Raw genomic sequence first — 25,973 nt, 5'->3', positions numbered from 1 at the left:
GAGCAGGGCCGCCCTCACCATTTCCGGGACACCGACAGGCTGACGAAGCGCCCCAGCGGCGAATAGTTCGTCGAGTCATAGGGCGTGTCGTAGAAGAGCGACGTCGCGATCGGCGACGGCTTGGCGTTGAACAGGTTCTGGACCGACGCGATCAGATCGAAGCCGCGCAGCAGCCCGCTGTCGCCCCGGTAGCGCAGGGTGAGATCGACCGGCGTCATGCCGGGGATCCGGACGGAAGGCGCGGTGCGATTGTCGGTGACCGAACCGATACGGGTGACGTTGGCCGTGATCGTCACCCCGCCGACCGACCATCCGAGATCGCCGCGCAGCCGCAGATGCGGGGGGTTGAAGAGGATGCCCGCCAGCTGGGTGACCGGCAGGGCCGGGCCGATCTGCTGCTCGCTCTCGAGATAGGCCGCGTTCGCCGACGCCGTCACCATTCCGCCGCCGAGCGTCCCGGCGTAGCGCAGCAAGGCGTCGATCCCATGGACCGATTGCCGGCCCGCATTCACGCTGGTGTTGCGGACCAGCGCCACCACATTCGCCGGATTGTAGGCGGTGCCCCCAGTCAGGTTGGTGAAGACGCTCGCGCCGGCGATCGTCGATGCCTGCTCGGCACCGTCGGGGTTGAGCGTCACGAAGCTGGCATAGCCGGCGTCGCGCAGCGCCGTAGAAAGCGATGGGATCGGGGTGACGATGCGATCCCGGTAGCGCACCGAAAAATAGCCAAGCTCGAGGTTTGCCCCGGGAAGGAAGCGCGGGCGCACCTCGATCGTTGCCGACCAGTTGGTCGAGCGCTCGGGTTTGAGATCGGGGTTGCCGCCGAGCAGCAGCAGCGCCGTCGCCGATGCCGGATAGCCCTGCCCGCCCACCGTCGAGGTGCGCGTCAAGTAAAGCGTCTGGGGTTGATATTGCTGATACAGCGTCGGCGCGCGGAAGCTCTTCCCCCAGCTCGCCTTGAAGGTGAAGTCGCTGGCCGGCGCGTAAACCAGTCCCAGCTTCGGTGTCGCGACATCGCCGATGCGGCGATAGGCCTCGTAGCGCACTGCGGCGCTCAACACCAAGCTGCGGACGAGCGGAATGGACTGATCGGGCGACACCAGCGGCAGGCTGAGCTCCCCGAAGCCATAGGTATCCGCCTGCGACTGGTCGATATTCTGGGTGCCGTTCACACCCGTGAAGCGGCGAAAGTCGATCTGGCGATGCCCGGCTCCGATCGCGAGCTTGGCCGGGCCGCCCGGAAGCGCGAACAACCGGCCGGTGCTCGCAAGCTCGATCGACCGCGCGCGATTGACGTAATAGCCGCCGGTGTTGACCGACAGCACGCCGCCCTGAAAGCTATAGCCACCATAGTCGACGCGATCCTCGCCATAGGTGGCGGATAGCGTCGTGTTCCAGTCTGCCGGGAAGCTCCACGACAGGGACGGCGAGACGCCGAAGGATCGTGCCGTCGAGGTCGTCCGCCCCCGGGCGACGGTGAGGTCGCCGCCGGCGGCCAGCGGATAGGTCAGGTTCGTCCATCGCTTGTTGAACAGGCCGTCGATGGCCAGGCGGACACCGGGGGCGAGATCCTGCTCGGCGGAGCCGAGAACGCTGTGCCGGCGCTGTGCCGGGAACAGCGTCAGCCCGGGCGAACGGGTCGCGGCATAATCGCGCTGCCGGGCCAGGATCGCGTCGGTGCTGCCATATTCATAGGCGAGCAGCGCGTTGCCGGATCCCCAGTTGGTGCCTGCCGTGGCCCCATAGGTCTGGCTGAACCCGCCGCCGTCGGTCGCCGCGCCGAGCCGCGCGCTGGTCTCGACGCCCTTGAGGTCCCGGCGCAGCAGGATGTTGACGACGCCGGCGACCGCGTCCGAGCCGAATAGCGCCGACGCCCCGTCGGGAACGACATCGATCCGGCTGACGGCGCCAAGCGGAATGACCGAGATATCGACGGACTGCTTCGCGGCGTTGTAGGAAAGGCGGTGGCCGTTGAGCAACGTCAGAGTCGCGTCGCCGCCGAGCCCGCGCAGGTTGATCGAAGCGCCGCCACCGACATCGGCTCCGTTGGTTTCCGGCACGTTGAAGCCGACCCCCGGATTCTGGCCGCCGCCGAAATTCTGCGGAAGGCTGCGGGCGATCTCGGCCAGCGTCGCCTGTCCGGCATTGCGCGCTTCCTCGCGCGTGACCTGGATTACCGTGGAGGCGACGGGCGCACCGCGAATGCGGCTGCCGGTGACGGTAATCTCTTGCTGTGCCTCGACGGGCGCTTCGAGTGCATGCGGTTCTGCGGCGGTGATCACGAAAGCGGCACCCGATCGCCGCGCGCGCAGCCCGGATGCGGCAAGAAGCCGCCCCAGCGCCTCTTCGACCGAGAACATTCCCTTCAACGCCGGGGCCTGGCGGTCGCCGAGCAACTCGGTCGGCGCGACAATGCTCCGTCCGGTCGCGGCGGCGACCGCCCGGATGGATTGGGCAAGCGGCTGCGCGGGAAGGTCGTAGCTTCGCCGTTGGGCCTCTTGCGCGAAGGCAGCGGTCGAACTCGCCGCGACCAGCGCCGTGCTGCCCAGAAAAAGTGCCGATAATTCCAGAATTCCCCGCATATATCGTCCTCCCCACCTGGCATCCTTGCTGGTGCCATTCGGTGCGGTGACGACGCGGACGGAAACTACCCTACGACTTTTTGTGCGCTCCTATTGCAGCGAGACCGACGCGTCCGGCTGCCGGCGAAGATCGAGCTTGAACATCGCGGCCGCTGCCTCGGCGAACCCCATCGGATCGTCGGCGGCGAACGCGCCAGTGATACGCAGGTCGCCGACCCGGTCGGAGCCGAGCACCAGCTTGACGGGATTGCGGCGATTGAAGCCCGCGACCGCGTCGCGCAGCGGCGTTCCGTCGAACGAGAGCATGGCGTCGGGCCAGGCGGTATCGGCAGGATCGGCGGCGACCGGCGGCGACGGCGCCTTGCCATGGGCATAGACCAGCGCCTGGCCTGGCGCGAGCATGCGCCCCCGCGCGCTGCCGCGCGCGCCCGCGGAGTCGGCGCGGACCTCGACCGAGCCGCGCAGCAGGACGACGCGGACAAGGGCCGGCCGCCGCTCGACGTCGAAGACCGTCCCGTGCGCAACCACCGTGCCGCCATCGGCGCGGACCAGGAAGGAACGCGCGGCGTCGTGCGCGACATCGAAGCGCGCGCGCCCCTTGACGAGTTCGACGACACGCTCGGACGCGCCATAGGCGACCCGGATCGCGCTGTTCCGGTCGAGCGTGACGCGCGAGCCGTCCGCCAGCGTCACCGTGCGAACCGCATCGGCCTTGCCGGCATAGGCGACCGGCGCGGCGGCCGGGTCCGGCCGCAAGCCGGTGCGCAGCAACAGGGTGCCGCCGACGATCAGCACCAAAAGGGCGGCTACCGCCGCGGCGCGCGCTGCCGGCTGGCGATGCCAGGCGCGCGCGCGGCCGAGATCCCGCCCCTTGCCGACACTGGTATTGGCGAGGAACTTGGACTGCTCCCATTGCCGGGCGAGCCGGTCATAGGTCTCGCCGTTCAAGGCATCGGCACGCCAGGCCTCGAACGCCGCCAGCTCCGCTTCGCTCGCACCCGCCTGCAGTCGCGCGAACCAACCGGCAGCCTCCTGCCGTGCGCGTCCGGCGGCGCCATCCTCCCCTGCCGGTCCGGTCATCGGAAGGAGGAATGGTCGTCGATATAGGCGATGGCACGGCTCATATGCTTTTCCACCGCCTTGATCCCGAGCCCGGTCCGGGCCGCGATCTCGGCATAGCTATAGCCGTCGATTCGATGCGCCAAGAAGATCTCCCGTGTTCGCGGCTTGAGTCGCAGCATAACAGCCTCAAGCCGCGCGAGCATATCACGCGCTTCGAGCGCGGCGATCTGATCCGGCCCCATTATGGCGACGTCGTCCATGGACACATGCAAATGCGCGCCGTGCCGCGCCGCGCTCTTGGCCTCGTCCTTCAACAGGTTCACCGCCGTGCGGTGCAAATAGGCGCCCGGGCTTTCGATCGCGTCGACCGCCGCATGATCAAGTGCGGCGAGGCGCGCGAATGCCTGCTGGGTCAGGTCCTCGGCGGTGTCGTTGGAGGTCCGGCGCAAAAGGAAGCGCAACAGCCGCGGCCGGTGCTCGCGAAACAGCGTCTCGAGCCGGCGGGTGGCCGCCGGAACGACGCGATCCTCGGGCGGCAACGGGTCCCCCTCGCCGATGCCGCCGGGAAGCTCATGCGCCAACCTCATGCTTTCCAGCATGGTGCCTCCGCCTGCCGACGGGATCGGGCCTGAAGCTGCAACTTCGCCATCGTACCGCTCCGCTCTTCCGAGGCGGAGCCGGCGAAAGCCGGGTGTTGAGAACATGCTTAAGACACGCGCCGACGCCTTTAGCCGCATGCGGCCTGGACATATGCGACGGCCACCCGGCGATGCGCCGTGCGAGACCATTTTTCTCAAGCGAGGTTCTCACGCCTCGGCGCCGCCGTGCCGACGACGCGAGCGAGAGGATAAGGCCGTTCCGCGATTTAGCAACTCGGCCCGCAAAACGATGCGGGGGGTCAGCCTGCCCTTCCCCGCCAGCCATGGCGGCGCATGCCCCTTTGACCAGGCCTAGCCGCGCGAAAGCCGGATGTTGAGAGCATGCTTGAGACATGCGCCCTCGCTTTTAGCCGGTACCGGCCTGGACATATGCGAGGGCCACCCGGCCGCGCGGGAGCTGGCCCCGCACGCTGGCTAGTGACGCCAACCAATCTCCCGATCCAATCGACGATGCAAATCCGGTCGCATCGGCTTCAACCGGCCCGCTTCGTCAACTCCTCGGCGTCTGCGGTGTTCGATGCTGGCAACTCGCGCCGACCGAACCGGGCGTAAAGCGTCGGCAGCACGAACAGGGTCAGCAGCGTCGCCGAGATCAGCCCGCCGATCACCACCGTCGCGAGCGGCTTCTGGACCTCGGAGCCGGCGCCGTGGCCAAGCGCCATCGGCACGAACCCGAGCGAGGCGACCAACGCCGTCATCACCACCGGCCGCAACCGGAGCAGCGCGCCTTCGCGGCTGGCCCGGACACGGTCCATGCCGCCGCGCATCAGGTCCTGGATCGAGGTGACCATCACCAGGCCGTTGAGCACGGCGATACCGGACAGCGCGATGAACCCGACCGCCGCCGAGATCGAGAACGGCATGCCGCGCAGCATCAGGGCCGCCACGCCGCCGACCAGCGCCAACGGGATGCTGGTGAACACGATGGCCGCGTCGCGGGCGCTGCCGAGCGCGCCGTAGAGCAACAGCAGGATCAGCGCGAAACAGGCCGGCACGACCAGCATGAGGCGATCACGCGCCGAGGCGAGATTCTCGAACTGCCCGCCCCATTCGAGGAAGAGCCCAGCCGGCAGCCGCACGTCCTTGGCAATCGCCGCCTGGGCATCGGCCACGACGCCGGCGACGTCGCGGCCGCGGACATTCGCCTGGATCACCACCCGCCGCTTGCCGTTCTCGCGGCTGATCTGGTTGGGGCCGTCGGCGACGCGGATATCGGCGACGCTGGCGAGCGGCACGAAATTGCCCGAGGGCGTCGGCACCGGGGTCTGGCCGAGCGTCGCGAAATTGGCGCGCTCCGCATCCGACAGGCGGATGACGATCGGGAATTTCCGGTCGCCTTCATAGATTACCCCCGCCGGCCGGCCGCCGACGGCCGCCGCGATCACGTCCTGCACGTCCCTGGCGGTGACCCCGAGCCGTGCCGCGGCATCGCGGTTGAACGCGATGTCGAGCATCGGCAGACCCTCGGTCTGCTCGACCTTCACGTCCTGCGCGCCCTTGGTGCGGCGGAGCACCGCGGCGATCTTGTCGGCCGTGTCGTTCATCTGCCCGAAGTCGTCGCCGAACACCTTGACCGCGACGTCGCTGCGCACGCCGGCGATGAGCTCGTTGAACCGCATCTGGATCGGCTGGGTGATCTCGTAGCTGTGCCCGGGAACCTGGGCGAGGCGCTTCTCGATGCGCTCGACGACATCGGCCTTGGTCTCGCTCGGATCGGGCCACTCGCCGCGCGGCTTGAGCATCACGAACGTGTCGGTGGCATTGGGCGGCATCGGGTCGGAGGCCAGCTCTGCGGTGCCGGTGCGCGAGAACACGACCCGGACCTCCGGAATGCCCGACAGCGCCTTCTCGATCTGGAACTGCATCTTCTGGCTCTGGTCGACCGAGGTGCCGGGCACCCGGAACGCCTGGACCAGAACGTTGCCCTCGTCGAGCTGCGGCAGGAACTCCTGGCCGAGCGTCGCATAGCCAGCACCGGCCAGCACCAATGCGGCAAGCCCGATACCGAAAATGCCCTTGGGACGTCGCAGTGCCTGGTCGAGCCCCGGCTCGTAGCGCCGGCGCACCCAGCCGACGATCCGGCCTTCCTTCTCCTCGACCGGCTTGCTCAGCGATACCGCGATCGCGGCCGGCACGAAGGTCAACGACAGGACGAACGCGAAGACCAGCGCCATGATGACGGTAAGCGCCATCGGCTCGAAGGTCTTGCCCTCGACGCCCGAGAGCGTGAGCAGCGGCACATAGACGAGGATGATGATCGCCTGGCCGAAGACCGAGGGGCGGATCATCTCGCGCGCGGCCTGCGACACCAGCGTCAGGCGCTCGCTGCGATCGAGGGTGCGGCCGAGATGGTGCTGGCGGTCGGCGATGCGCCGCAGCGCATTCTCGACGATGATGACGGCACCGTCGACGATCAGCCCGAAGTCGAGCGCGCCCAGGCTCATGAGGTTGGCGGAGACCCCGGCCTGGAGCATGCCGAACCCGGTCAGCAGCATGGTGATCGGGATCACCGCCGCCGCGATCAGCGCTGCGCGGAAATTGCCGAGCAGCACGAACAGCACGACGATGACGAGCAGCGCGCCTTCGCCGAGATTGCGCGCGACCGTCGAGATGGTCGCGTTGACGAGATCGGTACGGTCGAGCACCGGCTCGATGACGATGTCGGGCGGCAGCGACGGGCCGATGCGCCGCAACCGTTCGCCGACCCCGGTCGAGACGGTTCGGCTGTTCTCGCCGATCCGCATCACCGCGGTGCCGGTGACGACCTCATGGCCTGCCTCGGATGCCGATCCCAGCCGGATCGCCTGGCCCAGCCGCACCTCGGCGACCTGGCTCAGCAGGATCGGCGTGCCCTCGCGGGTGGCAACGACCGTGTTGGCGAGTTGCGCGGTGCTGACGATCCGCGCATCGGCGCGGACCGCCAGGCCCTCGCCGTTGCGGTCGACGATGCCGCCGCCGATCGCGCTGTTGTTGGCCTCGAGCCCGGTCGCCAGCTCGCTCAGCGAGAGCTTGAGCGCGGCGAGCTTCTGCACGTCGGGGACGACGAGATATTCCTTGTCGTAGCCGCCGAGCGAATCGACGCCGGCGACGCCGGCCACCGACTTGATCTGCGGTGCCACGATCCATTCCTGGACGGTGTGGAGATAGGTCGCCTTGTCGGCCTCGCTGACCAGCCGGTCACCCTCGGGAGTGATGTAGCTGCCGTCGGGCTGGGTGCCGGGCTCGCCCGGCTTGTGCTGGTCGTGCCCGCGGTCCTGATAGCGGACCGTCCACATATAGATGTCGCCGAGCCCGGTCGCGATCGCGCCCATCTCGGGCGTAACCCCATCGGGCAGCCGCTCCTTGGCGTCGTTGATCCGCTCGGCGACCTGTGCGCGCGCGAAATAGATGTCGGTCGCGTCCGAGAACACCGCCGTGACCTGCGCGAACCCGTTGCGGCTCAGAGACCGGGTGCTTTCCAGCCCCTTGATGCCGGCCAGCGCGGTTTCGACCGGAAAGGTGACCTGCTTCTCGATCAGCTCGGGCGAGAGCGCGGGCGCACGCACGTTGATCTGGACCTGGTTGTTGGTGACGTCGGGCACCGCGTCGATCGGCAGCCGATAGAGCGAGGCGGCGCCGACGATGGCGGCGATGGCGGTGAGCAGCAGGACGAACCAGCGACGCTCGACCGCGAGGGTGACGATACGGTCGATCATGATCAATCCTCGTCCCCGCCTTCGCCCTTGCCGAGTTCGGCCTTGAGCGTGAAGCTGTTGGCCGCGGCGATCTGCTCGCGGCCGGTGAGCCCTGAGAGGATCGTGACCGAAGCGCCATGGGTCTGGCCGAGGGTGACCGGCACTGCCCGGAATCCGTCGCCGGTGCGGACGAACACGACCGGCTTGTCGCCGATCGTCTGGACCGCGGTCGAGGGCACGCTGATCGCGGTTCCGCCCTGGCCGCCGCCGAGCAGGATCGCGGCCTGCACGCTCTCGCCGACGCGCCACTGGCCGGCGCGATTGTCGATCGTCGCGATCACCGGCACGAGCCGGGTGGTCTGGTCGAGCACCGGCGAGACGAAGGTGACGCGCGCCGTCGTCTGCCGGCCCGGCGCGCTCACCTCGACGGTGGCACCCGGTCGGACGCGACCGGCATCGGCCGGCGCCAGCGACAGGGTCAACGACACGGTCGAGAGATTGGCGACCCGGAAGAGCTCGATATCGGCGCTCACGGTCTGGCCGAGCGTGACCGAGCGCGCGATCACCTGGCCGCCGATCGGGGCGCGGATCGCGAGACGGTTGAGCGATCCGCCGCCGCCGCCCGCGGCCGAGATCTGCTGACGCGCGAGCCGGAGCGCGATGTCCGCTTCGCGGGCCGCGGTGCGCGCGGCGATCAAATCCTGCTCGGCCGAGACGCGCTCGTCGAACAGCCGCTGCTCGCGCTTGAGATTGGAATGGGCGAGCGCGGCGCGCGCTTGCGCCGCCTCGACCTCTGCGTTGAGCTGGGCGGCTTCGCGGCTCTCGATGACCGCAAGCGTGTCGCCGCGACCGACCGGCTGGCCGAGATTGCGGGTCAGCGCGACGACGCGGCCGCCGATCGCTGCCGACACCACCTGGGTGCCCTGGGGATCGCCGTCGATGGTCGCGGGCAGTTCGATCGCGCCGGCGCCGCCGACGGTCGGCCGCACGAGCTGGATGCCCGCGGTCGCGATCTGCTGGGGCGTGAGCTTGATGGCGCCTCCGGCGGGCGCCTCGGCGCCCTCCTTGGCTTCGGTCTCGGCCTTTTCTTCGGCGGGCTTGGCGCCGCCACAGGCGGCAAGGGCTGCAACGAGCGCGAGCGGCAGCATCGTGCGCAGGATCGGCTTGGTCATGGGCTCAGTCTTTCGTGATCGTGGGGACAGCGCTGGTCAGGCGCTGAAGACGGGCGCGGGCATCGTGCCAGGCGGCGAGCGCGTCGATCGCGGCGGCGCGGGTCTCGGCCAGCGTGCGCTCGGCATCGAGCAGGTCGAGCTGCCCGAACTTGCCTTCGCGATAGCCGATCCGCGCAATCCGCGCGGCTTCGACCGCTGCGGCAAGCGCGGGACCGGTGGCATTGCGCGCATCGGCGGCGGCATTGGCGACCTCCGCTTCGGCTGCGGCGATCGCCTGCTCGGCGTCGATCCGGACCATGCGCCGCCGCGCTTCCGCCCGGTCCCGCTCGGCGCGTGCCTGGGCGACGCCGGCGCTGCCATTGTTGAACAGCGGCAGCGGCACCGACACGCCGAACACGGCGGCGGTATCGTTGGTCGCCTCGAGCCGGCGCGCGCCTGCGCTCAGGGTCACATCGGGAATGCGCTGCGAGCGGGCGAGGCGTACCTGGGCATCGGCGGTCACCACCTCGGCATCGGCGGCGGCGAGCGCCAGCGTGCCGTCGGCAGCGGCTCGCGCGCTCGGGCCATAGCCGTCGATCCGGTCGAACCAGGCGAGATCCAGCTCCGCCGGGACTTGACGGCCGATCAGCCGGGCGAGCGTGTCCCGCGCAACCATGGCCTCGCGCTCGGCGCGCGCGGCTGCCGCCTCGGCATTGATCCGGAGCACATCGGCGCGCTGCTCCTCGATCGGTGAGGCGCGTCCCGCGCGCACGCGGATGCCGGCGCCGCGATACGTCTCGCCGGCAATCCCGGCCCGCTCGCGGGCAATGCCCAGCCTGCGCTGTGCGGCCACCGCGGCGATATAGGCCTGGGTGACGCGCAAGCCGAGGTCGGCCTCGGCGATCGCCGCATCGATCCGCGCGCGCCCGCTCTGCGCGTCGGCGACGCCGATCCGCGCCGAGCGCTTGCCGCCCAGCTCGATCGGTAGCGCGAAGCCGATGGTGGTCTCGGCGCTGTCGAGCCCGCGATAGGCACCGCTGCCGACGACATTCTCGGTCTCGGCCTGGAGCGACGGATTGGGGCGGAGCCCGGCGACGGTACGCGCGGCGCTGCTTGCGCGCAGATCGGCCGAGGCCGCTTCGAGCGCGGGCGAGGTCTGGCGCGCCGCGGCGAGCGCGTCGTCCAGCGTGAACGGCGCTGCCGGTGATGTGGTGTCCTGTGCGGCAGCTTGGCTTGCGCAGAGGGCCGCGGCGAGGACGGCCGCGAAGATTCGGGACATGGGAACGGTCTCCTGACGAAGGGCGTGAACTCCGCGGCGGCACACAGCCGCGCGGACGAGAGGCGCGTCAGGCGATCGGCGGCCTCAGATCGCGCTCCCGGGCAACCGCGTCGGGTGCGACGGCCGCACCGATCCGCAACGACGTCCGGCCACCAGGAGCGACCGCCGCCAGTCCATCGATGGCAGGGACGCTCAAATGATGGTTGTGACAGCTGCCGTGATGATGCGGCATCGGATTGTCCGCGTCTCCGGGGACCTCATCGCCGTCGCCCGGCGCGTGGAGCCCAGCATCGGCAACGGAGAGCTCGATGCAGCCGGCGATCTCTGCTGCATGGGCCGCCGATGCCGAAATGCCCGCCCACAAGGTGAGGACGAGCATCAGGCCGGCGATCAGGGCGAGCGATTGTCGCATCGACAGCGTTCGTAGCCGGACGATCGGACCAAGCAAAGCGGCATGCGGGGATCGCACCCCGTCCTGATGTTTCGAAGCCATCCTATTCCCCCTGAAGAATCGGTCGCGCGTGGGATACGTGCGCCGATCGCAACTCGGACGCCGCCTGGCGCATGATCTGGACGCCGCCACTGAGCCCGAGCGTGGCGAGGATCGCGGCGACGATCAGGTCGGGCCACACCGTGCCGGTGCCGAACACGCCAAAGGCAGCGGCGACCACAGCGACATTGCCGATCGCGTCGTTGCGCGAGCAAATCCACACTGAGCGCATGTTCGCCTCGCCAGTGCGGAAGCGGTACAGGAGCAGGGCGACGGCGACATTAGCCGCCAGCGCGAGACCGCCGATGATCCCCATCGTTTCGGCCTCGGGCAACGTGCCCGCGAACGCGGCATAGCCGGTGCTGCCGATCACTCCGGCCCCGAGCGCGAACAGGGTGGCGCCCTTGAGCAAGGCTGCCTTGGCACGCCAGCGGAGCGCCAGCCCCGCGACGGCCAAGCTGATCGCGTAATTGGCGCTGTCGCCGAGGAAGTCGAGCGCGTCTGCCTTGAGTGCGGCGGACTGCGCGGTGACGCCCGCGAAAATCTCCACGCCGAACATGGTCGCGTTGACGATCAGCGCGATCCACAGCGCGCGCCGCCAGCGTGGTTCGGTGGACGGGTCCTGCTTCGCGGACGCGCAGTTGCTGCAGGCCATTTCATCCCCTCGAACGACTCGATGTCCTGCGCTATGTGCGGCCTCTAGCAACTACAGGGTCAAGCGGGATTTCCGATGCAGATTGGCGAACTGGCGCGGGCGACGACGACCAAGGTCGAAACCATTCGCTTCTACGAGAAGATCGGGCTTCTCGGCGAGCCCGGGCGCACGGCGGGCAACTACCGCGACTATGGCGCCGTTCATCTGGCGCGGCTTTCCTTCATCCGCCGAGCGCGCGATCTCGGTTTCACGCTCGACCAGGTCCGCGAGCTTCTCGCGCTATCCGACGACAAGGACCGCTCGTGCAGCGCGGTCGATGGCGTTGCGCGCGCCCATCTTGCGCAGATCGACCAGAAGATCGCCGACCTTCGCGCACTACGGCGCGAACTCGATGAGCTGATCGGCCAGTGCAGCCAGGGCGCGATTTCCGACTGCCGGATCATCGAAGCGCTGGGGCCGGAATCGAGCCATTGACCCTCTAGTTGCTACAGGGTGCAGAACCTGCGCACGACTCGCGGCGGAGGTGACGATGAGCGACTGTGGATGTGAGGCCGACACCGATCGCGCGGGCACCGATCCGGCCTATCGGCGCGCGCTCTGGATCGTGGTGATCCTGAATGTGGGATTCGGCCTGATCGAGCTGGCCGGCGGTTTCGTCGCCGGGTCGCAGGCATTGAAGGCGGATTCGCTGGATTTCATCGGCGACGGGTCGATTACGCTCGTCGGGCTGATGGCGCTCGGTTGGTCCGCCGCCGCCCGCAGCCGCACCGCGCTGGTGCAGGGCCTGTTTCTCCTGGCGCTTGGGCTCGGGGTCATCGGCTTTGCAATATGGCGCGCATTCAACGCCATCCCGCCCGAGGCGGAGTTGATGGGCGGGATCGGCATCGTCGCGCTGGTCGTGAACATCTCGGCCGCCCTGGTCCTCGCGCGGTTCCGGGACCAGGGGGATGCGACATCGCGCGCCATCTGGCTGTTCTCGCGCAACGACGCGCTGGCCAATATCGCGGTGATCGTCGCGGCGGCGCTCGTCGGCTGGACGGGGCGAGCCTGGCCCGATCTCGTCGTCGCCGGCGTGATCGCGCTGCTGTTCCTGCATTCGGCCTATGACATCCTTCGCGATGCGCGACGCGAGCTGGCGGATCACAAGGGAGGACGGGCATGAGCGAGGACGCGTACACGCCGCCGCTGGGGACCGGCGACACCGCCGACTATGATCGCGCGATCCGGCGCTGGACCCGCGAGATGCGCTGGCGCCGTGCCATGATCGAAGCGCTTGCACCGCGCCCGGGTGAGACCATCGTCGATGTCGGCTGCGGTACCGGCAGCTTCGCCGTCATGCTAAAGGCGGCTGCGCCCGACGTGCAGGTCATCGGCATCGATCCCGACGAGGAAGCGCTGGCGATCGCGCGCGCCAAGAGCGATGCCGCGGATGCGGATATCCGCTGGGAGCGCGGCTTTGCCCGGGACATTGGCGCTCGCTCCGCCGACGCGATCGTCACCAGCCTGATGTTCCACCAGGTGCCCATGGCCGAGAAGCGTGCCGGTCTCGCCGCGATGCACGCGGCGCTCCGCCTCGGCGGCAGGCTGGTGATCGCCGATTATGGGCGGCAACGCGGATTGATGCGGCTGCTGTTCCGCCTTACCATCCAGCGGCTCGACGGCGTGACCGACACCCAGCCCAATGCCGATGGTCTGCTGCCCGAGCTCGTCCGCGCGGCAGGTTTCGCGAACGCCCGGGAGCCGGACCGCGTGCATACGGTGACGGGCACGATCGCCTTGATCACGGCCGACCGGCCCGGCTGACGGACGCCGTCGGAGCCGGGCAGCATCTGCCCTGGCTCGCACGCATCCGCCTATTCGGCGGGCGGTCCCGACACCCGGGCCGCGGCGGCGCTGCGCCCGCTGTACCAGAAGCCCGCGACGAGCACGACGATCGCCGCGACCTGCGCCAGCACGGTCTCGGTCGTCGGGAACAGCCCGAGGATCTCGATGCGCGGCACGTCGGGAAGCGGCACGACGCCGAGGATGCCGGCCTCCTGCAGCCCGGCGATACCCTTGCCCGCAAGCACGACCGCCAGGATCGCGATCAGGATCGAGCTCCAGGAGAAGAACTGGGTGATCGGCAGCCGGGCGCTGAAGCGCAGCATCACCCACGCGATCCCCGCGAGCAGGCCGGCCGCGGTGCCGGCGCCGGCCAGCATCGCCATGCCGTTCCCTTCCGCCCAGAGCGCGGCATAGAACAGGATCGTCTCGAACACCTCGCGATAGACGACCACGAACGAGAGCAGGAACAGGAACCAGCCCGACTGGCGCGACAGCGCGGCGGTCACCTTCGCCTTCACATAGCGCTGCCAGGCCTCGGCGTTGCTCTTGCCGTGCATCCAGATGCCGACGGTGAGCAGGATGGTCGCCGCGAACAGCGAGCCGAACCCTTCGGTCAGTTCGCGCGATGCGCCGCTCACGCTGATGAAATAGGTCGCGACGAACCAGGTGGCGACGCCCGCGGCCAGCGCCGCGATCCAGCCGCCATGGACGAAGCCGAGCACCTCGGTGCGCTCGGTCTTCTTCAGGAAGGCGATCATCGCGACGACGATCAGCAGCGCCTCGAGCCCTTCGCGCAGCAGCACGCCGAATGCGCCGAGGAAGCTCGACGCACTGCTCGCCCGCTCCGGCGCCAGGGCGGCTTCGGCCTCGGTGAACAGACCCGCCAGCGAACGGTTGGCCGCTTCGACCTGGTCGACCGGGCGCCCTTGTCCGATGGCTGCGCGCAGTTCCCCCATCGCGTCTTCGATCCGCGTCATCAGCGCCGCGTCGCGCGCGGCCAGCACCGGCTCGACCGGCTCGAAGCCGTCGAGATAGGCGGAGAGCGCAAGATCCGCCGCGGCCTTGCGGTCCCCTGCGCGATAGGCGGCCAGGCTCTGGCCGAGCCGTTCGCGCGTCAGGGCGAGCGACCCGTCGACGCGTTCGGTCACGGCATCGGGATGGCGGCGCAGATAGGCGGTGAGCGCCGCCGCCTTGCCGGGGCCGATATCGGCCGCCAGCGCGGCCGGGGTGATGCCGACCAGCGCGGTCAGATTGGGATATTTGGCGCGGATCGCCGCATCGCCGCGCCACAGCCGCTCGCCCTCGCGCGCCGCGGCTTCGGGATAGGCGAACTGGCCGGCATGGAAGGCCAGCGCCCAGCGATCGGCCTCGGGCAGCGCCGCGAAGCTCTGCATCGCGGTCCCGTCCAAGCCCTGGCTGATCACCTGGTAGAGGCCGAACAGGCTGCGCTGATCGGCCCGCGCCTTGTCGGCGAAGGCGATCGGCGGCGGATCGAGCTTTGCGGCATTCGGGCCGTGACCGTCCCCGTTCGCGCCGTGGCAGGCAGCGCAGTTCTGCGCATAGAGGGTGGCGCCGCGCGCGAGATCGGGCGGCGAACTCGGCGCCAGGGGCACCGGATAGGCCGCGAGCAATGCCGCGGCGAGCGCATGCGACTGCTCGGCGACGGTTGCCGGCGGTGCCTTGGCGGCGATGGCGCCGCGCAGCGCCGCGGACTGGCGCAGCAGGTCGGCCTTGGCCGCATTCGGCGCCAAGGTCCTGATCCGCGTTTCCACCTGGCCCGCGAACTCGGTCATCTCGGCATATTCGGAAGCGCTGACGACCTTGCCGCCGGCTACCGCGCCGGAATAATCGACCGCGAGATAGTCGAGCAGCCGCCAGGTCGTCTGCACGTCGGCGTCGCTGGCCAAGGCGCGCGCGGGGAGCGATACGGTCAGCACCGCAAGCGCCAGCACGAGCAACCGCTTCAAGGACGGGCGACGCAGGCAGGCGGGAACAGCAAGGCGGTGGAGCATCGACGAATCTCTTGTTGCGAGTCGTTCGCGCTCTGCACCCTTTAGCAGGTAGAGGGTCAAGCCGATTTTCCCGAAAACCGGCAACCAGGCTGTCCGCCACCGGCCGAGCGGGCGATTGCTGCGCCTTGGCGGGGGCGAGAGACCGGGGGCGGGCCGCCGGCGTACCGGCGACCCGTCCCCGACGGGTTCGAGGCGCGTCGGCTATTGCTTGGCGATCGCCGTCACTTCGCCGGCGCTGCCCGTCACCGTCACCTCGAACGTCACCTTGTCGCCTACCGCCACCTTTTCGAGCAGCGCGGGCTTGGCGGCGAACGCCATCGTCATGGCCGGCCAGTTCACTTCGGGAATAGGCCCATGGGCGAGCGTGATCTTGCCGCCCGCCTTGTCGATCGCGGTCACGGTCCCGGTGCCCTTGCCCATCTTTGCATCGGCGGGCATCGCCATGTTGCCCATGTCGCCGGACATGTTCCCCATACCGGCCGTCGCGGCGTCGGTCGGCGATGCGGCATTGGTGGCTGCCTTTTCGCCGCAGGCAGCGAGCAGCACGGTGAAGCCGAGCACGGGAATCAGATAGAGCGGTTTCATCAAAGTCTCCTTCATGGTTGCACTTGGGATGGGAATTGAGGCGCTGCGGTCCGTCGCCGCATCAGCAGATAGGCGGCGGGAATCACGAACATCGACAGCAGCGGCGCGGTGAGCATGCCGCCGATCATCGGCGCGGCGATCCGGCTCATCACTTCCGAGCCGGTGCCGGTGCCGAGCAGGATCGGCAGCAGGCCGGCGATGATCACCGCCACCGTCATCGCCTTGGGGCGGACGCGGAGCAGCGCGCCTTCGCGGACCGCGCCTTCGACCTGAGTGGCATCGGGTGCATCGCCGCGCTCGGCGAGCGCGTGCTTGAGGTAGATCAGCATCACCACGCCGAACTCGGCGGCGACGCCGGCCAGCGCGATGAACCCGACGCCGGTCGCGACCGACTGGTTGTAGCCGAGCAGATAGAGCAGCCACACGCCGCCGGTCAGCGCGAACGGCAAGGTCGCCATGATCAGCGCGGCTTCGTCCAATCGCCGGAACGTCAAATAGAGCAGCAGGAAGATGATCGCGAGCGTGGCCGGGACGACGATCTTCAGGCGCTGCGTCGCGCGCTCGAGGAACTCGAACTGCCCGGTATAGGCGACGCTGATCCCCGGCGGCAGCTTGACCTTGGCGGCGATGGCCGTTTGCAGGTCGTGGACGATGGCGGTGAGCGCACGATCGCGCCCGTCGACATAGATCCAGGTCGCAGGCCTACCATTCTCGCTGCGGAGCATCGGTGGGCCCGAGACGATGCGGACATCGGCCACGGTGCCGAGGGTGATCTGCTGCCGTGACGGCGTCAGTACCGGCAGATTGACCAGGTCGCCGATGCTGGCGCGCAGCTCGCGCGGGTAGCGCACGCTGATCGGATAGCGCGCCAGTCCCTCGACCGTCTGGCCGATCGACTCGCCGCCGATCGCGCCGGAGACCACCGCCTGCACATCGGCGACGTTCATCCCGTAGCGGCCGGCCGCTGCGCGGTTGACAGCGACGTCGATATAGCGCCCGCCGGTCAGCCGCTCGGCCAGCGCCGAGCTGACGCCGGGGATGGTCTTCGCCACCGTCTCGATCTGCCGGGCCACCTGGTCGATCTGCCCGAGATCGGCACCCGACACCTTGATCCCGATCGGACTCTTAATGCCGGTCGCAAGCATGTCGATCCGGTTACGGATCGGCGGGATCCAGAAATTGGCGAGGCCGGGCACCTTCACGCGGGCATCGAGTTCGTCAATCAGCTTCGCCTGGGTCATGCCCGGCCGCCACTGGTCCTTGGGCTTGAACCGGATCGTGGTCTCGAACATCTCCAGCGGCGCAGGATCGGTCGCGGTTTCGGCGCGGCCGGCCTTGCCGAACACGCTCTCGACCTCGGGCACGGTCTTGATCAGCCGGTCGGTCTGCTGGAGCAGTTGCGCCGCCCTGGCGGTCGAGATGCCCGGCAGCGCCGAGGGCATGTAGAGCAGGTCGCCCTCGTTCATCGCCGGCATGAACTCGCCGCCGGTCTGGCTGATCGGCCAGAGGCTCGAGGCGAACACGAGTCCGGCGATCAAGAGTGTCGCCTTGGGTCGCCTGAGCACCCAGTCCAGGGCCGGCCGATAGCCGCGCGCCAGCCAGCGGTTGACCGGATTGGCGTCCTCGCCGGGAATCCTGCCGCGGATCAGCCAGCCCATCAGCACCGGCACCACCGTGATCGAAAGGATCGCCGCGCCCGCCATCGCATAGGTCTTGGTAAAGGCGAGCGGCGCGAACAGCCTCCCCTCCTGCCCTTGCAGCGAGAAGATCGGGATGAACGAGAAGGTGATGATCAGCAGGCTGAGGAACAGCGCCGGCCCTACCTCGGCGGCGGCTTCGGTCACCACCCGCCAGCGCGCCTCGCCCTTGAGCTCTTCGCCCGGATGGTCGTGCGCCCAGCGTTCAAGATGCTTGTGCGCATTCTCGATCATCACCACGGCGGCATCGACCATCGCCCCGATCGCGATCGCGATCCCGCCCAAGGACATGATGTTCGCGTTGACGCCCTGCACGCGCATCACGACAAATGCCGCCAGGATGCCGAGCGGCAGGGTCAAGATCGCGACCAGCGCCGAGCGGACGTGCCAGAGGAACAGCGCGCAGACGAGTGCGACGACGAGGAACTCCTCGAGCAATTTGCCGGTGAGATTGTCGACCGCCCGGTCGATCAGCCCCGAGCGGTCATAGGTGGTGACGACCTCGACGCCCGGCGGCAGGCCGGCGCGCAGCTCGGCCAGCTTGGCCTTGACGCCGTCGATCACCTCGCGGGCGTTCTTGCCCTGGCGCATGACGATGACGCCGCCCGCGACTTCGCCCTCGCCGTTGAGCTCGGCGATGCCGCGCCGCATTTCCGGGCCGACCTGGACAGTCGCAACGTCGCTCAGCAGCACCGGCACGCCGCCGGCGGCGGTGCGGATCGGTACCGCGCGGAAATCGTCGAGCGAGGACAGATAGCCCGTCGCACGCACGACATATTCGGCCTCGGCCATCTCGACGACCGAGCCGCCGGTTTCCTGGTTGGCGCGCTTGAGCGCCTCGACCAGCTCGCTCTGGGTAACGCCATAGGAGGCCAGCTTCTGCGGATCGACGACGACCTGATACTGCTTGACCATACCGCCGATGGTCGCGACCTCAGCGACGCCCGGTACGGACTTCAGCTCGTAGCGGAGGAACCAGTCCTGCAAGGAGCGGAGCTGGGCAAGGTCATGACGGCCGGTGCGGTCGACCAGCGCATATTCGTAGATCCAGCCGACCCCGGTGGCGTCAGGACCGAGCGAGGCGGTCGCGCCGGGCGGCAGGCGCCCCTGCACCTGGCTCAGATATTCGAGCACGCGGCTGCGCGCCCAATAAAGATCGGTCCCGTCCTCGAACAGGACATAGACGAAGCTGTCGCCAACGAAGGAATAGCCGCGCACCACCTTGGCGCCGGGAACCGACAGCATCGTCGTCGCCAGCGGATAGGTGACCTGGTTCTCGACGATCTGCGGCGCCTGCCCCGGATAGGAGGTGCGGATGATGACCTGGACGTCGGAGAGATCGGGCAGCGCATCGACCGGCGTGGTGCGCACCGCGCCGATGCCGATCACGACGAGCACGAGCGCCGCGAGCAGCACCAGGCCGCGCGCCTTGACCGAGGCGCGGATGATCGTCGCGATCATTGGCCGCCGCCGATCGGACGAACCTGGATGCCGGTCAGGCTCGCCTCGGAATCGAGCAGGAACTGGCCCGATGCCACGACCTTCTCGCCGACGGCGAGGCCGGCGAGGATCTCGGTCTGTCCGCCCGCGTCGCGCCCTGCCCGCACTTCCGCCGGATGGTAGCGGCCGTCGGCCGCCGCGAGCATCACCAGGGTGCGCGTGCCGGTGCGGATCACTGCCTCGCTCGGCACCAGCAGCGCGGGGCGCGCATCGCCCCCGAGCGACACGTTCGCGAACATGCCGGGCCGCAGGCGCCCGCCGCGGTTCGCCAGCTCGATCCGCACGGTGAGGGTGCGACTGTCAGCCTGGGCCGTGGGAAGGATCGCGATCACCCGGCCGGCGAAACTCTCGCCGGGGAAGCTGGTCAGCGTCGCGCTCGCATTCTGCCCGATGCGGACATCGCCGGCGCGCGCCTCGGGCACGGCTGCGTTGAGCCAGACCGTGCCGAGCCCGCTCACCTGGGCCAGCGTCTGCCCGGTCGCCAAGGTCACGCCCTGGCGCGCGTCGAGCGTCTGGATCACGCCGGAGATCGGCGTGGTGATGGTGACCACGCCGTTCGGGCGGCCGCTGCGCTCGACGCCGGCGATCAGTCCGTCGGACATCCCCATCAGCTTCAGCCGCTGGCGTGCCGCGGCGGTGAGGTCGGGCCTGCCGAGTCGCTTCACGCTGAGGAACTCGGTCTGCGCACCGCCCCAGTCGGGCAGCAGCAGGTCGGCGATCGGCGTGCCTGCGCGAACCACATCGCCCGGCGCGCGGGCGTAGACGCGCTGCACGAACCCGCCCGAGCGCGCCTGCACGATCGCGACATCGCGCTGGTTGAAGTCGACCGTGCCGGTGACGTCGAGCGTGCCGGCGAGGCTGCCCATCTGTGCGGCAACCACGCGAATGCCGAGGCTCTGGCGCGCTGCCGGGTCGATGGTGACGCCCGCCGGCCCGGCCGCGCCGCCCTCATCCGCATATTTGGGGACGAGCTGCATATCCATGAACGGCGATTTGCCCGGCTGGTCGAACTTCTGGTTCGGGAACATCGGGTCGTAATAATAGAGTGGCTGGCGCCCGCCGGCGGTGCTTGCCGCCATGGGTGCCGGCGATCCGCCGCCATGTCCGATCCAATAGCCGGTGCCGCCTGCGGCCAATGCCATGGCGAACAGCGATCCGCTCCAGCGGAGCGCCTGGTTCCTGTCGAGCGTCATGGCCGCTCCTCCTGATAGGTGATGGTGATGCGCACCGCGTCGCGCGCGACCTCGGCCTCGCGGTTGAGCGTCTCGACCTCGGCTTCGGCGAGCGCGAGCGTCGAAAGCAAGGCGGTTCCGAGATCGAGCTTGCCCGCCGCATAGCTGTCGCGATCCAGCTCGGCGCGGCGCTTCGCCAGCGGCACCAGCGTCTCGCGTGCGTTGCGGAGCCGCTCATGGTGCATGGCATGATCGGCGAGATCGGCGTCGAGCGCCGCGACCAACTCGCGCTCGCCCGCCTCACGGTCGAAGCGCGCGCGCTGGGCCTGGCTCTTGCTGGCATCGATCTTCGGGTTCTGACGACGGCCCGCGAACAGCGGCAGGTCGACCGACACGCCGACCGAGGCAAGATCGCCGAACGCGGGATCGCGCCGGCCATAGGACACACCGACCCGCCAGTCCGGACGCTTGTCGGCGCGTGCCATCCGGACATCCGCCTCGGCGGCGGCGATGCCGGCATCGAGCGCCCGGAGCGCCGGCAGGGTATCGAGCGACGCGCGCAGCCGGTCGGGATCGACCTCGAGCGCCGGCGGGTCGCCGGAAACCTCCGGATCGGAATTGCCGGTGTAGCGCGCGAGCCGGGCACGGGCCTGCGCGACGACTGCAACCATCTCGGCGCGGCGATCGGCGACGGCGGCGCGAAGCTGCTCGGGCTCCAGCGCCTGGCTCGGCCGCGCGCTCCCCGACGCCAGGCGGGCGGTCACGGTCTTCTGCAAATCGTCGAGGCTCGCGCTGAGCAGGTCGAGCTGGGCCAGTCGCCGCTCGCCATAATGAAGGTCGATCCAGGCGAGCGCGGTCTCGAGCCGGACATTGCGCGCCTCCACCAGCTCGCCGGCCTGCGCGACGCCGATCTCGGCCGCCGCACGCTGGGCGCGCGCGTGGCGCTTGGCGAGGTTGGGGAATTGCTGGCTGAACCCGATCGTCGCCATGGTGAAATCGTCGCGGGTCAAGCTCCCGGCATTGGGCCCGGTCACGGGGAACCCCGAGATGCCGAGATCGAGCGTCGGATCGGGCAGCCGGTCGGCGGCGATCGCCGACGAGCGCGCCGCGTCGGTGGTCGCCGCCCGCGCCTTCAGGCTGGGCGCATTCGCGGCCGCGCGCGCCAGCGCCTCCGCATAGGTCAGTGGATCGGCTGCGGCCGGGGAAGGCAGCACGATGCCGGCGGCCAGCAATATGGCCGGAAATAAAGCGAGTCGCATCGCAACCTCCTTGAGGACGCGGCAATCGACCGCCCGCGACCGGCGTAAAGCTCCGGCCGCGGGCGGCGATCGTCAGCCCTTGTTCGAAGGTGCGGCGGACATCATCCGCCGATCGCCACATTCCGGCATCGCCACGCAGGCGGCCATGCGCTTTTCGGCTTGCCGGGCGGCGCGCGCCGCCCACCATGCCTGCTGAGCCTGGCGCTCCTGTGCGGAGAGGGTCGGGATGCCCTTGCCGGAGAGCGCGGCGGACTGGGCGTAGGCGGAAGGCGCAACGAAAGTTGCTGCTGCCAGCAGGGCAGCCATGATCGTCTTGGTCATTGATCTAATCCTTGGGTGAATCGGGTTCGATGCACGCGGATCGGTTCACGGCCGCCACCCGAAAGCGGCACAGCCGGTCAGCCGCGCGTGCGCGAGGGTTCAGCCAAGGAAGGTCGGTGGTTCCGGTTCGGGCGCGAGATCGCGCCCGGCAAGGATGGTCGCGGTCGGCCAGAAGCTGACGGCCGTTGCCTGATGCCGGCTTGCGGTCGGAGCGGCAGGCTCCTTCATCGCCAGCACTGCGGTGCATGCAGTCATCGCCATGCAGCCCGGCGCCTTGCCCTTGTTGCTCTCATGGCTCTGCGAGCTGGGCTGGACCATGTCGCAATCGGGCATATCTGCCATCGCCGCCGGCTGGCTCTGCGTCATCAGGATGCACGGAGCCGCTACGGCAACGCCGTTGCCGGCGAGACCGAACAGGATGCCCAGGCACAAAAGATGGCGGAGCAGTTTCAGCACGGGATCTTGATGCGTCGCAACATGGCACGAGTCAATTCGTAGCTGACACGACCTTGGTTACACCCTTACCGATCCCGCTGTGCGTCGATGCCGACAGCGCCGCGACATGTATCGGAATGGGAGCATCAATGGAGCGTCGTGTCGGATTCGAGCGTCAGCGCGACGGCGTTTCGGATGACATGCCAGGCCGACAGCTGCTCGATATCTCCCGAGGCCATCAGCGCGTCGATCCTGGTTTGAAGAAAAGCGGCAACGTCGTCGCCATGCTCGGCGATCAGCTCGCGCGCGATGAGAAAGGCTCTGGCGTCGTCGTCATTGTTCACAGCGACGGAATAGCCCGGACCGGCCAACTGCGATAGATATCCGTCGCGACCCGCGATGCACCCGAACAGGAGACACCGTCATGTCCGATACCAGCTCGACGCTTGCCGAACTCGATGAACGCATCGCGATCCTCGAGGACAATCTGCGGGATCTGGTGGAACAGGCGGCAGCCTATTCCGGCGGCAATGACGAGGAGCGTTCGTCGGAGCGCATCGCCGAGCAGCAGCAAGAGCTCGACGCATTGAAGAAGCAGCGCGACGCCCTGCTGTGACTGAATCGGCGGGCTGTGGCGGCTAGGCCGCCATCGCCACGATCGGCACGACCGCGCGGGCAACGAGGTCGTCCAGCCCTTCGGTGATGTAGCGCGAATAATGCCGCTCGATCATCGCGACCGAGGTGTCGTGGAGCGCTGCGACCAGCCGGATCGGCAGGCCGGCGCGCAGGCCCCGCACGATCGAGGAGTGCCGCAGCGCATAGGGGATGATCGCGCTCGATAGCCCCGCGTCGGCGACCGCCTGGTGGAACGGCCGCAGCATCGCCGAGGAGGAGGCCCAGGGGCCGCGGTCCACCCGCTCCCATTGCATCGGCCCCACTTGTTTGTGCCGCCAATGCTCGAGCAGTGGCGCGCCTGGGCTGCGACCACGCATAGCCGGCTCGATCGCAGCCATGGTGTCAGCGCCGACGGGCACGCGGATATAGCTGAGCGTGCGCTTGCGCCCCTTGAACGATTGCGGGAGCATCAGCCGGGACTGGCCGAGCTGGACGTCGGCGACGGTCATGCGGGCGATCTGCGAGAAGCGCGCACCGGTGGCGGCGAGCAGCACCACCAGCCGCCCGAAATCCTCATCCAACGCCATTGCGGCGGCAACGATCGCGCGAACCTCGTCATCGCTAAGGATCTGGTTGTCGCGGGCGGCCGCGGTCAGCAGCTCGGGCGCGTCGAGTTTCAGCCCGAACTTGATGACGGTGGGCAAGTCCGCGGGCAGCACGCGACGATGCATCGCGAAGCTGTGGTTGAGGGCTGCCTTGAAGTCGTTGACGATGCGCTGGAGGCTGGAGGGCTTCTTGCGGCTGCAGCGCAGCTGCCAGGCGCGCAGATCGGCTTCAACCAGGGCGGCCAGCCGCACAATCGGCAGCCTCTTGTCCTCGAGCACATAGCGGGTGAGGTTGGAGGAGGCGTCGGACTTGATGTCCCTGCCCGCGCGCTGCGAACTGCGCGCGTCGCGCAGCGCGATATAGGCCTGGACCGCCTGGGCCACGGTCATATCGGGATCGCTGGCGATCGCCGGCGGCAGATCGTCGCCGGAGGTCTTGAGCTCGATCCAGCGCAGCGCTGCATCGAATGCCTGCTTGTAGGTGAGGATCGTGCGGCCGTCGGCCTCCAGATCGTCATCGGCTTCGCCTAGGGTCCCGGTCACATAGGCGCCGGTGGCGGCGTCGTGATATTTGGCGACCCAGGAGCCTTTGAGGGTGCCGCGATAATAGCCGAGGAACGCGCCTTCGGAGAGCTGGCGCCAATAGGGCCGCTTGCGCACGGCCAGCCGCGCGCGGGGCGTGCGGTCCTGGATACGGGCATCGATGGCGGCGCGGGACATGGGAAGCGGACAATCCGAATTTTTCTCTCTTAAGATACTCGGATTCTCTCGGATCGGCAAGGATGAATACTTGCTAAGTATCTGTATTTATTGACGTCCATGGACGTCCGAGGGTGTTTTTTCAGGTCCCTCTCACGGCGAAAACACGAGTTCGATTCTCGTAGGGGTCACCAAGCGATTTCAATTCTTAGCTGACGGATATCTGCACGGTTGTGCGCTTACTGCAGATTTGCTGCAAAACCGTAGCTGGAAATCGGGGGATTTTCACGGATTATTCCGGATTGCAGGTCACTGCTCGCGCATTCGGCGGAGGCCCGATTCGCGCCCATCGAGAACGACGAACATGCCCTGGCCTCGCGCGGACAAAATTCGCGTTTTGCAAGGGCTAGGCCCTGCCCCTCCGATGTGGATTTGAAGCGCCAACTCATGGCCGAATTGGCCGATTTGTAAGACTCAGCGGTTGACTAGTCTCCTATTTCCCCGCGCGGACCTCGGTGATCGTTTTGCCAGTCCAACGCCGGATCGCCCGACGCAAATTCGCGCTGTCGCTGAAACCCACTTTCCAGGCGACGTCGTCGACGCTCATCCGAGTCGTCTGGAGATATTCGATTGCAAGCTTGCGGCGGACATCGTCGACGATCGCCCCATAGCTCGAATCCTCGGCCGCGAGGCGGCGGCGAAGCGTTCGCTCCTGCAGGCCCAGCTGCTCGGCGATTGCCGTCATCGACGGAAACTGGCTGGGTGCGTTCAGCAGCAACTGGTAAACCTCGCCCGAGAGGCCCGATGAAATCCGGGACTGACCGATCAGGCGTTCGCACGTCTCCTCCAGCATAGCCCGAGTCAGCCGATTGCCCAGCTCGGGGGTCTGGTCGAGGATTCCGATCGGATAATGGAGTTCGTTCGCCGCTTGTCCATAGAGACACGTGCAGGAAAGTTCGCGCGCGTCCGCTGCACTGTGCGGATCTTCATCCAGTGCGAACAGAGCGCGGATCGGCAGATTGTCGGTTCCCGCCGTGTCGCGAATATGAGTGAAGGTCATCTTCATCTGCTGCCGGACGAGAAACGTACGCACATCGCTGCTCATCACGTCGCGATAGATTTCGCGGAAGTGCCAGATCGCGACGTCGCCTTGCGCTCGCCATTCGAGGCGCACGGTAGGCGTGGCCAGTGGCTGGTATCGAACGGCGAAATCGAAGAAATCCCGCATCGTCGGCGAACACATCAGCGCATAGCCGTACATGCCATACGCCGAGAGGTGGAGCCGCGAGCCGATGGCGAAGGCGTCCCCGAACTCGGCCCCGCCCGCCACGATGTTTTCGCAAGCGATGAGATATTGGCCGATCGAGGTCAGCGTATGCGGATCGCGAACCTCGGCAAGCGTGAGTCCGGTGCGGTCGAGCGCAGCTTCGGGGGTAATGCCACGCCCGGCAACCGCGTCGATAACCGTCGCCAGCTTGAACGGCGCAAAGATCCGCTGATTGAGCGTGGGGAAACCCGCGCGGCCGTTGCGCGTCGCCGATGCGGTCTCCTCGTCGCCAACCGGCACCATCGTGATCCTCGCCCTCTGTGTGTCCGCCAAAGACCTGTCGATGTCCGCTGATGCGCTTACGCGCCCGTTTGTCACACCATAAGCAAGGCATCAAGCCGGCACAGTCCGGCAGCGGCAATGACCGCAC

General features: G+C 68.3%; 22 protein-coding genes. 4 read left to right on the top strand and 18 right to left on the bottom strand.

Translation table 11 applies throughout. The features are described from left to right. Nucleotides 1–14: 14 nt before the first annotated feature. The 8 genes from E5A73_RS01360 to E5A73_RS01325 form a co-directional block, all read right to left on the bottom strand. Nucleotides 15–2,582: a TonB-dependent receptor gene (locus E5A73_RS01360; RefSeq protein ID WP_135962005.1), complete on the bottom strand. Its 2,568-nt coding sequence runs from the start codon at nucleotides 2,580–2,582 to the stop codon at nucleotides 15–17. Nucleotides 2,583–2,672: 90 nt separating this feature from the next. Next, nucleotides 2,673–3,662, bottom strand: a complete 990-nt coding sequence (locus tag E5A73_RS01355; protein ID WP_135962004.1) for a FecR family protein — start codon at nucleotides 3,660–3,662, stop codon at nucleotides 2,673–2,675. Next, nucleotides 3,659–4,243, bottom strand: coding sequence for an RNA polymerase sigma factor (locus E5A73_RS01350; RefSeq protein WP_135962003.1), 585 nt, complete (start codon nucleotides 4,241–4,243; stop codon nucleotides 3,659–3,661). The genes E5A73_RS01355 and E5A73_RS01350 overlap by 4 nt, the downstream gene beginning before the upstream one ends. Before the next feature lie 533 nt (nucleotides 4,244–4,776). Continuing rightward, nucleotides 4,777–7,998: an efflux RND transporter permease subunit gene (locus tag E5A73_RS01345; protein ID WP_135962002.1), complete on the bottom strand. Its 3,222-nt coding sequence runs from the start codon at nucleotides 7,996–7,998 to the stop codon at nucleotides 4,777–4,779. 2 nt (nucleotides 7,999–8,000) lie between these two features. Further along, complete coding sequence (locus E5A73_RS01340) at nucleotides 8,001–9,149, bottom strand: efflux RND transporter periplasmic adaptor subunit (protein WP_135962001.1); 1,149 nt, start codon at nucleotides 9,147–9,149, stop codon at nucleotides 8,001–8,003. A 4-nt stretch (nucleotides 9,150–9,153) separates the two neighbouring features. Continuing rightward, a complete protein-coding gene (locus E5A73_RS01335) occupies nucleotides 9,154–10,407 on the bottom strand; it encodes a TolC family protein (RefSeq protein ID WP_135962000.1) in 1,254 nt (417 codons plus the stop codon). A 67-nt stretch (nucleotides 10,408–10,474) separates the two neighbouring features. Beyond that, nucleotides 10,475–10,900 carry a hypothetical protein gene (locus E5A73_RS01330; protein ID WP_135961999.1) on the bottom strand — a complete coding sequence of 142 codons (426 nt, stop codon included), beginning with the start codon at nucleotides 10,898–10,900 and terminating at the stop codon, nucleotides 10,475–10,477. A gap of 1 nt (nucleotide 10,901) precedes the next feature. Then, entirely contained in the window at nucleotides 10,902–11,552 is a 651-nt protein-coding gene (locus tag E5A73_RS01325; protein WP_135961998.1) for a cation efflux transmembrane domain-containing protein, read from the bottom strand. Between the two features lie 75 nt (nucleotides 11,553–11,627). On the opposite strand from E5A73_RS01325, the gene E5A73_RS01320 reads away from it, so the two are divergent. The 3 genes from E5A73_RS01320 to E5A73_RS01310 are packed head-to-tail and all read left to right on the top strand — an operon-like array spanning nucleotide 11,628 to nucleotide 13,355. Further along, complete coding sequence (locus E5A73_RS01320) at nucleotides 11,628–12,026, top strand: MerR family transcriptional regulator (protein ID WP_135961997.1); 399 nt, start codon at nucleotides 11,628–11,630, stop codon at nucleotides 12,024–12,026. Nucleotides 12,027–12,081: 55 nt separating this feature from the next. Then, nucleotides 12,082–12,714, top strand: a complete 633-nt coding sequence (locus E5A73_RS01315) for a cation efflux transmembrane domain-containing protein (protein WP_135961996.1) — start codon at nucleotides 12,082–12,084, stop codon at nucleotides 12,712–12,714. After that, nucleotides 12,711–13,355 carry a class I SAM-dependent methyltransferase gene (locus tag E5A73_RS01310; RefSeq protein WP_135961995.1) on the top strand — a complete coding sequence of 215 codons (645 nt, stop codon included), beginning with the start codon at nucleotides 12,711–12,713 and terminating at the stop codon, nucleotides 13,353–13,355. The genes E5A73_RS01315 and E5A73_RS01310 overlap by 4 nt, the downstream gene beginning before the upstream one ends. A 50-nt stretch (nucleotides 13,356–13,405) precedes the next feature. On the opposite strand, the gene E5A73_RS01305 is transcribed toward E5A73_RS01310, so the two are convergent. The 8 genes from E5A73_RS01305 to E5A73_RS01270 form a co-directional block, all read right to left on the bottom strand. Then, nucleotides 13,406–15,388: a cytochrome c/FTR1 family iron permease gene (locus E5A73_RS01305; protein WP_135961994.1), complete on the bottom strand. Its 1,983-nt coding sequence runs from the start codon at nucleotides 15,386–15,388 to the stop codon at nucleotides 13,406–13,408. A gap of 201 nt (nucleotides 15,389–15,589) precedes the next feature. Then, complete coding sequence (locus E5A73_RS01300; RefSeq protein WP_135961993.1) at nucleotides 15,590–15,973, bottom strand: copper-binding protein; 384 nt, start codon at nucleotides 15,971–15,973, stop codon at nucleotides 15,590–15,592. Nucleotides 15,974–15,984: 11 nt separating this feature from the next. Further along, complete coding sequence (locus tag E5A73_RS01295; protein ID WP_135961992.1) at nucleotides 15,985–19,131, bottom strand: efflux RND transporter permease subunit; 3,147 nt, start codon at nucleotides 19,129–19,131, stop codon at nucleotides 15,985–15,987. Continuing rightward, nucleotides 19,128–20,363, bottom strand: coding sequence for an efflux RND transporter periplasmic adaptor subunit (locus tag E5A73_RS01290; RefSeq protein WP_135961991.1), 1,236 nt, complete (start codon nucleotides 20,361–20,363; stop codon nucleotides 19,128–19,130). Before E5A73_RS01290 ends, E5A73_RS01295 begins: the two co-directional genes overlap by 4 nt. Then, a complete protein-coding gene (locus E5A73_RS01285; RefSeq protein ID WP_135961990.1) occupies nucleotides 20,360–21,601 on the bottom strand; it encodes a TolC family protein in 1,242 nt (413 codons plus the stop codon). The genes E5A73_RS01290 and E5A73_RS01285 overlap by 4 nt, the downstream gene beginning before the upstream one ends. 72 nt (nucleotides 21,602–21,673) lie before the next feature. After that, nucleotides 21,674–21,922, bottom strand: coding sequence for a hypothetical protein (locus E5A73_RS01280; protein WP_135961989.1), 249 nt, complete (start codon nucleotides 21,920–21,922; stop codon nucleotides 21,674–21,676). A 99-nt stretch (nucleotides 21,923–22,021) separates the two neighbouring features. Beyond that, nucleotides 22,022–22,378 (bottom strand): hypothetical protein, encoded by a 357-nt coding sequence (locus tag E5A73_RS01275; RefSeq protein WP_135961988.1) that lies wholly within the window; start codon nucleotides 22,376–22,378, stop codon nucleotides 22,022–22,024. Between the two features lie 125 nt (nucleotides 22,379–22,503). Beyond that, the gene (locus E5A73_RS01270; RefSeq protein ID WP_240699961.1) at nucleotides 22,504–22,728 is read right to left on the bottom strand and encodes a hypothetical protein; all 225 of its coding nucleotides are present in this window, start codon (nucleotides 22,726–22,728) and stop codon (nucleotides 22,504–22,506) included. A 53-nt stretch (nucleotides 22,729–22,781) separates the two neighbouring features. Between E5A73_RS01270 and E5A73_RS01265 the strand changes: the two genes are divergently transcribed. Further along, the gene (locus E5A73_RS01265) at nucleotides 22,782–22,973 is read left to right on the top strand and encodes a hypothetical protein (RefSeq protein ID WP_135961987.1); all 192 of its coding nucleotides are present in this window, start codon (nucleotides 22,782–22,784) and stop codon (nucleotides 22,971–22,973) included. A 22-nt stretch (nucleotides 22,974–22,995) separates the two neighbouring features. Here the strand turns inward: E5A73_RS01265 and E5A73_RS01260 are convergent, their stop codons facing one another. Then, the gene (locus E5A73_RS01260; RefSeq protein ID WP_135961986.1) at nucleotides 22,996–24,297 is read right to left on the bottom strand and encodes a tyrosine-type recombinase/integrase; all 1,302 of its coding nucleotides are present in this window, start codon (nucleotides 24,295–24,297) and stop codon (nucleotides 22,996–22,998) included. 472 nt (nucleotides 24,298–24,769) lie between these two features. Continuing rightward, on the bottom strand, nucleotides 24,770–25,846 hold the full coding sequence (locus E5A73_RS01255) for an AraC family transcriptional regulator (protein ID WP_240699960.1): 1,077 nt from the start codon (nucleotides 25,844–25,846) through the stop codon (nucleotides 24,770–24,772). Nucleotides 25,847–25,973 lie beyond the last annotated feature (127 nt).

The sequence above is a fragment of the Sphingomonas gei genome (assembly GCF_004792685.1).
Taxonomy (GTDB): Bacteria; Pseudomonadota; Alphaproteobacteria; order Sphingomonadales; family Sphingomonadaceae; genus Sphingomonas; species Sphingomonas gei.
This window is presented reverse-complemented; position numbering and strand designations above follow the sequence as displayed.

Coding starts and splice junctions, on each gene's coding strand:
- E5A73_RS01360 (WP_135962005.1), bottom strand. CDS start 2,582: ATGCGGGGAATTCTGGAATTATCGGCACTTTTTCTGGGCAGCACGGCG.
- E5A73_RS01355 (WP_135962004.1), bottom strand. CDS start 3,662: ATGACCGGACCGGCAGGGGAGGATGGCGCCGCCGGACGCGCACGGCAG.
- E5A73_RS01350 (WP_135962003.1), bottom strand. CDS start 4,243: ATGCTGGAAAGCATGAGGTTGGCGCATGAGCTTCCCGGCGGCATCGGC.
- E5A73_RS01345 (WP_135962002.1), bottom strand. CDS start 7,998: ATGATCGACCGTATCGTCACCCTCGCGGTCGAGCGTCGCTGGTTCGTC.
- E5A73_RS01340 (WP_135962001.1), bottom strand. CDS start 9,149: ATGACCAAGCCGATCCTGCGCACGATGCTGCCGCTCGCGCTCGTTGCA.
- E5A73_RS01335 (WP_135962000.1), bottom strand. CDS start 10,407: ATGTCCCGAATCTTCGCGGCCGTCCTCGCCGCGGCCCTCTGCGCAAGC.
- E5A73_RS01330 (WP_135961999.1), bottom strand. CDS start 10,900: ATGGCTTCGAAACATCAGGACGGGGTGCGATCCCCGCATGCCGCTTTG.
- E5A73_RS01325 (WP_135961998.1), bottom strand. CDS start 11,552: ATGGCCTGCAGCAACTGCGCGTCCGCGAAGCAGGACCCGTCCACCGAA.
- E5A73_RS01320 (WP_135961997.1), top strand. CDS start 11,628: ATGCAGATTGGCGAACTGGCGCGGGCGACGACGACCAAGGTCGAAACC.
- E5A73_RS01315 (WP_135961996.1), top strand. CDS start 12,082: ATGAGCGACTGTGGATGTGAGGCCGACACCGATCGCGCGGGCACCGAT.
- E5A73_RS01310 (WP_135961995.1), top strand. CDS start 12,711: ATGAGCGAGGACGCGTACACGCCGCCGCTGGGGACCGGCGACACCGCC.
- E5A73_RS01305 (WP_135961994.1), bottom strand. CDS start 15,388: ATGCTCCACCGCCTTGCTGTTCCCGCCTGCCTGCGTCGCCCGTCCTTG.
- E5A73_RS01300 (WP_135961993.1), bottom strand. CDS start 15,973: ATGAAACCGCTCTATCTGATTCCCGTGCTCGGCTTCACCGTGCTGCTC.
- E5A73_RS01295 (WP_135961992.1), bottom strand. CDS start 19,131: ATGATCGCGACGATCATCCGCGCCTCGGTCAAGGCGCGCGGCCTGGTG.
- E5A73_RS01290 (WP_135961991.1), bottom strand. CDS start 20,363: ATGACGCTCGACAGGAACCAGGCGCTCCGCTGGAGCGGATCGCTGTTC.
- E5A73_RS01285 (WP_135961990.1), bottom strand. CDS start 21,601: ATGCGACTCGCTTTATTTCCGGCCATATTGCTGGCCGCCGGCATCGTG.
- E5A73_RS01280 (WP_135961989.1), bottom strand. CDS start 21,922: ATGACCAAGACGATCATGGCTGCCCTGCTGGCAGCAGCAACTTTCGTT.
- E5A73_RS01265 (WP_135961987.1), top strand. CDS start 22,782: ATGTCCGATACCAGCTCGACGCTTGCCGAACTCGATGAACGCATCGCG.
- E5A73_RS01260 (WP_135961986.1), bottom strand. CDS start 24,297: ATGTCCCGCGCCGCCATCGATGCCCGTATCCAGGACCGCACGCCCCGC.
- E5A73_RS01255 (WP_240699960.1), bottom strand. CDS start 25,846: ATGGTGCCGGTTGGCGACGAGGAGACCGCATCGGCGACGCGCAACGGC.